Consider the following 6,423-nt stretch of genomic DNA (forward strand, 5'->3'; position numbering starts at 1 on the left):
TTCGTCAGCATCAAGCTAGGTCGGCTATATTACGCTTTATTTCTAAAGTGTCAACTGGTAATTTAAATTATTTTAAACTTTCTTTCTAAAACCCAACTCAATCATTCTTAACCAAGTCATTGTTTTACCAGAAGTTTTAATCTTCATCACCGCCGATGGATGTGCATTATAGGGCAAATATTTCGCCATGCAACCCCTCTTTTTAAGTTTTATAAGTTTTTTAGTCCGAACGGTTAATTATTCAGCAAAATACTTCACTTTTCCACAAAATACTGTTTATTTCTTTTTCTTGATCATAAAAGGTTCAGGATTCATAACTACATCTGGCATTTTTTCTGGCTGATCATGTTCCTGCCATTTCAGTGCGCGGCAGTCGATATATTCACAATAGCCTCCTTCTCCTTGTTGTTGATCTCCATTTATAGCCAACTGATATTGAAAACTTCCGACATAACCTGCTGCAGCCCCAAATTTAAAATCACCACGACTCTGCGCCTGTAAATGAATTGAGGTGCCATCTTCATCTTGATAACGCCATTCAAACTCACGTGGCAAATACATACACTGACCTGTTGGCGTTTTTACTTTTGGATAAACCCGTTGAATATTAAATTGTACTTGCCCATCAAATACCCGAGTTTGCTCCGTGTTCGCATTTCGCAGATAGATTCGAGATTGCAAAATTCGATTCAACACATCACGACTTTGTAGCAATATCATTTGTTGCTGATGATTCAGATTAATCACTTGATAGCAAAAAAATGCCACAGCGAAATAAGGAAACTGGATTGAGCGGGCAAACTCAAAACTACCCAATTGCTCAATCTGAAAATGCTGATCTTTATAGCGCACACTACCCTGACACTGACACAACAAAGACCAATGTTCTGCCAAATTCATTCGCAATTTAGTGAAATATGAAATTGTAGAGCTTGTGGTGATCTTTAAATCAAAGCTAAGTTCGCTATCTTCACGTTGAATATGAAATTGCGGAAAGTGTCCAGTAATGCGCTCTTTATTGGCAAACTGAAAATACTCTGCAGTAAATACGCAATCATGTTGTATTGAATAATGATTGGACTGCCCCACCATGTGTGGGCTGCTACTACAAAGAATACTGGCTGTGTCTAAAGCTGAGGTTGTAATCACATTTTCAGGGCGCAGCATTGCGGTATTTAGGCTGCCCAATAAACCAATAAAGTTGAGATAATGTAAGGGTGCAGGCAAATTAGGAAGAATTAAGCCCTGATAGATAAATTTATAATGATGTTTTGGGGCGTGATAAGGCAGTTTGGCGGTTGCCGCAGGAGTTTGATTGAGTTGTTTGGAACGATCGAGAAAATCTTGAAACAGCTGCATATCAAACTCCTTGTGAGTTGATGCTTTTATGAAAGCTTAATTAACTCACTGCATTTTTTCTTGCCATAAAAGTGGTCACAAAACCTGAAAGTGCATAAATAATTGAAATCACTAAAATTCCAACAGGAATATTATAAGTCATGGCTGCAAGGATAAATACTGCGATTGGCAATACAAAAAACGGCACACGCTTACGATCAAAGGTTTTAAATGAATAATATTTAATATTGGAAATCATCAACAATCCTACTGCAATAATAATCACAGCATTGAGGATTTGTAGACCAATTTCACGAATATCATACAGTTCAGGAAAATCCCGTCCTACCCAAACCAGCGACACGATAATCAGCGCAGCCAAAGGACTTGCAACACCAATAAAGTAGCGTTTATCGACCACACCAATTTGCACATTAAAACGCGCCAAACGGAATGCGGCACAAGCCGTATAAACAAAGCAAGCCGCCAAGCCGATACGACCTAAATCATGCAAACTCCAGCTATACATCAAAATCGCAGGTGCAACACCAAAGGCGAGCATATCGGATAATGAATCAAACTGTTCGCCAAATGGACTTTGCGCACCAATCGCACGTGCCACACGACCATCTAAACCATCAAACAATGCTGCTAGAAAAATGGCATAAATCGCTTGGCTAAATTCGCCATTCATACTGGCAATAATGGAGTAAAAACCCGACAGCAAGGCTGCCGTGGTAATCAGGTTTGGCCACAGATAGATACCACGACGTTTCACCTTTTGCCCTTCACGGGTATGTTCTTCTTCCACCACTTCAAATGTAATTCCGTCATGCTCAAGATCACGGGAACTATATTCTCCTTCGGGTTTGGATGTGTTTGTCATTATTTTGTGTCCTAACTGTAACCTGAACGTCTATTTAAATTTTTTATTCGCCAACTAACCAACGCACTGCAGCATGTCCACCATGTTCTTGCATACGCAAGTGCGGGAACAACCATTGCAGGGCTTCATCTGCATCTTCAGAGAATTTCCATGGTGGATTAATCACCAATAAACCACAACCGTTTAAGCCCACAGGAGTATCGTCAGGCCACACACAAATTTCACAAATGAGTTGACGGCGAATACCTGTTTTAAACATTTTCTTTTCAAAACGTTCAATCATGGCGCGGTCTTTAATTGGATACCACACCGCAAATACGCCTGTTGGCCATTTTTTATGTGCAGCTGCCAATAATTCAACCAACTGAGGGAAATCTTTACGTTCCAATTCATACGGTGGATCAATCATCACCAAACCGCGTTTTTCTTTTGGTGGAATGACGCCCAATAAACCTTCGTAAGCATCACGCTCATGTAAACCTGCGCGTTTGTCACGAATGTTATGACGCAATTGCTGGAATACATCGCGCTGCATTTCAAAAATAGTTGCTTTGTCGATGTCACGCATACCTTGTAAAGCAAACCATGGCGAACCGGGATATGCACCTTGCCCATCCGTTTCACGCATTGCTTCAACCAGTTTTAAATACTGCTGTACGCCTTCTGGTGCCTGACGTTTGATTGAATCATCTAGTTTCACTAAACGATGAATACCATTTAAAAATTCGCCCGATTTTTGTGCAGGTGCTAAAGATAAGTCATATTTACCCGCACCGCCATGTGTATCGACATAGCGATAAGGTTTATCTTTGGCATTTAAACGTGTCAGAATTTGCAGCAATAAAACATGCTTCATGACATCGGCAAAGTTGCCCGCATGGAAATGGTGACGATAATTCATGTTTGGTTCATTCCTAAAATCAACCGACATTTTAGCATGAAAAAAAGTTTCATTCAGGAGCTTGTATTCCTCTAAAATAATCAGCTTGTCTTGCATTTTGTCTGAGTATCTATTTTATGGACGCCACACTGCTTCCAAAATCTTGGAATATTGATCGAATTCTTGAAGATTTGGATCAACATGGTTTTGCAATAATTGATGATGCTTATTCACCCGAATATCAACAACAATTGCTGCTAGAGTGTAGTCAAAATTTAGATCAATTTCGTGAAGCAGCCATTCAAAATGGTGTGGTCAGCAAAATTCGCAGTGATCATATTTTATGGATTCACGAAAATTTAAGCATTGCACAACAACATACCCAAATCCTTTTGACTTTGGCCGAACAATTCAATCAGGCATTTTATTTAGGGATTCGTGAGGTCGAAGCGCATTTTGCCAGCTACCAAGCAGGTTCTTTTTATGCCTTGCACCGCGATAACCCACAACAAAAAAATGATCGGGTGATTTCTGCTGTCTATTATTTACACCCTGAATGGCAGACAGATTGGGGTGGACAACTACGTTTACAAGACAAACATGGAGCATGGCAAATTATAGAACCACGCCCAAATCGGATTGCAATTTTCCAAAGTGATTTATTGCACGAAGTTTTGCCTGCGACACAGCAACGTCTTTCTATTACTGCATGGCTACGCAGCGGCAACCAACTTTGGTAAAGATAGACCGCTTTTTTAAATTATTGGCTTTAAAACTGTAAATTTGCCCCGATGTAGAGCAAATATTGCTATCAGGAATTCACCCATGCGCAACTCGACTCAACAGCTTATTCAACGTATTGGGGAAACCGACCAACTTTTTTTACAAGGTAATACGCCTGAATTGGCATTAGAACGTGCCGATTTACGCTTACAATTGGTGAGTTTGAGCGAGTTACGCCAAGAACAGATTTACTTTTTGCAAGAAGCCATTGTGCTGTTAGAACAAGGTCGGGTTGAATTTGAAGAAATGCCAGTGACGTTATATATCAATTTGTCTTTGCATTTGGCCAAAGCCTATATGATGTATTTTGAGCTGACCCGCGATGCAAAATACGCCTTAATTACCCAACAAATTTTAAAAGCCATGACTCATTATGCACATGGAGATATTTTCTTTTTCTTGGCTTATGCCAGCGCCAGTAAAAATGAAAGTGCACTGTGTCGCCACTGGTTAGGCAAGTACAGTAAAACTGCCGAATTTGATTTGGAACTCTTACAAATTCACCCTGCCTTTAACGCCTATCAAACCGAAGTCTGGTTTAAACAAATTCTCAAAAGCAGAATGCATTAAAAAAACGCCTCGTTCTGAGGCGTTTTTAATGAAAACATATTAAATATGACGATGACTTAAACCTAAACAGCTTGTAAACGATAAGCATCTAAATGCAATTGTTGATTGAGTTCATCAATCCAAATGGCCCAATCATCGTCTTGTACCAAATGACTGATTAAAAATTCACGTTGTGATTTATTCCAAAACGGCGCTTCATGTAAATTAATATGTGCAGGTAATTGATGCGTACGTACATACAGTTCAATGGCTGCAGGGCTGCTGGCTAAACCGAGTTGGCTGAATAACATGGCTAATGATGGAGTATTTTGCATGAGCACCTTGCCCCCTTTTATTAGTTTCGTTGTAATTCCTTATTCAACCAACTTATAACACTTTGTATAAAAAACCCAGTCTTCCGACTGGGTTTGTTGTATCTTTTTGTGAGCACGCAGTTTACTGGCGCTTTTTAGATGAAAAGTATTTGATTTAACTTAAAAACTTTTAACTTAAATACCGATTAAACACTCGGATGTTGATCACTATGTAATTGCTCATTTAAGGTTTCAATCACAATGGCCCAATCATCATCTTTTTTCCAATGGCTTTGCAAAAATTGGCGCTGCCCTTCCGTCCAAAACTCGGCACAGTGTAATTTGGTTTCTGCAGGCAATTGATGCTCACGAATAAATTGATCAATTGCTGCATCGTCAGCATCTAGACCCAATTGTTGAAATAACAGTTCTAAAGTCGGTTGTTGGTCAAACATGGCATCCTCCTTTGATTCGTCTTGTACTTTTAATGACCTTAACCTGCTTCGAGCCGCAATTCAGCAGCAGCCGAGTTGCAGCATGTTATTTTTTGTACGATGCGATATACCTAAAGCATCCCACTCAATATTCTTAACACGATGACAGGCAACAAAAAAGCCAGTCAATGTAAACCGACTGGCTTTCATCTACTTAAATTAAAAGTTAGCAACCTGTTAGTTTTTCAGGCTGTGGCTTTTCATTTGGAAAGAAGATTGGGCGCAATTTCACACCAATGGCATTCCCCATAAATGCAAATACTAGCCATAACCAACCATGCACACTGCCCGAAGCAATTCCGCTAAAGTATGCGCCAATGTTACAACCGTAGGCCAAACGTGCACCATAACCAAGTAATAAGCCACCTATAACAGCCGCAACCAGTGAACGGCGTGGAATATTAAAGTTCGGGGCAAATTTTCCAGCCAAACTTGCAGCAAGCAATGCACCCAACATAATGCCAAAATTCATCATAGAGGTGATGTCATGCCACAATGAATTTGCCAATGCTTTAGCATTGCCTGACTGCTGCCAATAATCCCAAGCGCTTACATCTACACCCGCAAAAACAGCAACTTTTGCAGCCCAAACTGCAAGCGCAGAAGTCACGCCCCACGGACGACCAGCCAATACCAAGGTAGCAAAATTCAGCAGCGTTAAAATAAGCCCACCCCAAATTAACGGCCAAGGACCTTTGAGGAAACGCTTCCAACCATGGTACTGACTTTGCGGCTCGACTTCTAAACTGCCATGACGTTTCTTTTCAAAAAACACGGTTGCGGCAGCAATCACAGCAAAAATAACAAAGCTTAGAATAACCCCAGTTACGGATAAGCCAAAGATTTAATCACATGAATTTTAGGCTTATTCTTTTGGCAAAGTTGATACGCACATAGTGAAGAAAATACGCCTGCTAAAAAACCAGCAATCGAACGATGTTTACTCGTAACTAAGTGATATTTTTCTTTCAATAATCCTATCAATGTTTCAATTTTTTTACGTTGTCGTAGATGAAATTCATCAGAAAATGGCAATAAGGTCACTCTCATATTTTTTTCTTGGATAAGTAATTAAATCAATGCCTTGCTCTTTAAGTGTTTCTTTCAATGGTTGGCTAATGTAGCCTCTATCACCATAGACCGTTGCTGATAAGCCATTCACTAAATCCTCAACTTTTT

7 protein-coding genes and 2 pseudogenes are annotated in these 6,423 nt (G+C 39.9%); 2 read left to right on the top strand and 7 right to left on the bottom strand.

The annotated features are described in order from the left end of the window. Nucleotides 1–276 precede the first annotated feature (276 nt). The 3 genes from FTT74_RS13620 to FTT74_RS13630 are packed head-to-tail and all read right to left on the bottom strand — an operon-like array spanning nt 277 to nt 3,125. The gene (locus FTT74_RS13620) at nt 277–1,359 is read right to left on the bottom strand and encodes a DUF6670 family protein (RefSeq protein ID WP_104853049.1); all 1,083 of its coding nucleotides are present in this window, start codon (nt 1,357–1,359) and stop codon (nt 277–279) included. Between the two features lie 40 nt (nt 1,360–1,399). Beyond that, complete coding sequence (pssA, locus tag FTT74_RS13625; protein ID WP_004976213.1) at nt 1,400–2,224, bottom strand: CDP-diacylglycerol--serine O-phosphatidyltransferase; 825 nt, start codon at nt 2,222–2,224, stop codon at nt 1,400–1,402. Nucleotides 2,225–2,267: 43 nt separating this feature from the next. Further along, nucleotides 2,268–3,125, bottom strand: a complete 858-nt coding sequence (locus tag FTT74_RS13630; RefSeq protein WP_026438537.1) for a 23S rRNA (adenine(2030)-N(6))-methyltransferase RlmJ — start codon at nt 3,123–3,125, stop codon at nt 2,268–2,270. A 116-nt stretch (nt 3,126–3,241) separates the two neighbouring features. Between FTT74_RS13630 and FTT74_RS13635 the strand changes: the two genes are divergently transcribed. Both FTT74_RS13635 and FTT74_RS13640 read left to right on the top strand, forming a co-directional pair. Beyond that, nucleotides 3,242–3,844: a 2OG-Fe(II) oxygenase gene (locus FTT74_RS13635; RefSeq protein WP_179989172.1), complete on the top strand. Its 603-nt coding sequence runs from the start codon at nt 3,242–3,244 to the stop codon at nt 3,842–3,844. 85 nt (nt 3,845–3,929) lie between these two features. Then, nucleotides 3,930–4,457 (top strand): hypothetical protein, encoded by a 528-nt coding sequence (locus FTT74_RS13640; RefSeq protein ID WP_019836939.1) that lies wholly within the window; start codon nt 3,930–3,932, stop codon nt 4,455–4,457. Between the two features lie 62 nt (nt 4,458–4,519). Here the strand turns inward: FTT74_RS13640 and FTT74_RS13645 are convergent, their stop codons facing one another. The 4 genes and pseudogenes from FTT74_RS13645 to FTT74_RS13660 form a co-directional block, all read right to left on the bottom strand. Continuing rightward, nucleotides 4,520–4,777 carry a DUF2789 family protein gene (locus tag FTT74_RS13645; RefSeq protein ID WP_026438086.1) on the bottom strand — a complete coding sequence of 86 codons (258 nt, stop codon included), beginning with the start codon at nt 4,775–4,777 and terminating at the stop codon, nt 4,520–4,522. Between the two features lie 179 nt (nt 4,778–4,956). Next, complete coding sequence (locus FTT74_RS13650) at nt 4,957–5,205, bottom strand: DUF2789 family protein (RefSeq protein ID WP_096901745.1); 249 nt, start codon at nt 5,203–5,205, stop codon at nt 4,957–4,959. Nucleotides 5,206–5,410: 205 nt separating this feature from the next. Then, nucleotides 5,411–6,064: pseudogene (locus tag FTT74_RS13655) on the bottom strand (YeeE/YedE thiosulfate transporter family protein); the annotation flags it as partial. Nucleotides 6,065–6,069: 5 nt separating this feature from the next. Continuing rightward, nucleotides 6,070–6,423 (bottom strand): annotated as a pseudogene (locus FTT74_RS13660) (transposase); the annotation flags it as partial.

This window comes from Acinetobacter sp. YH01007, assembly GCF_013420425.1.
GTDB lineage: Bacteria > Pseudomonadota > Gammaproteobacteria > Pseudomonadales > Moraxellaceae > Acinetobacter > Acinetobacter towneri.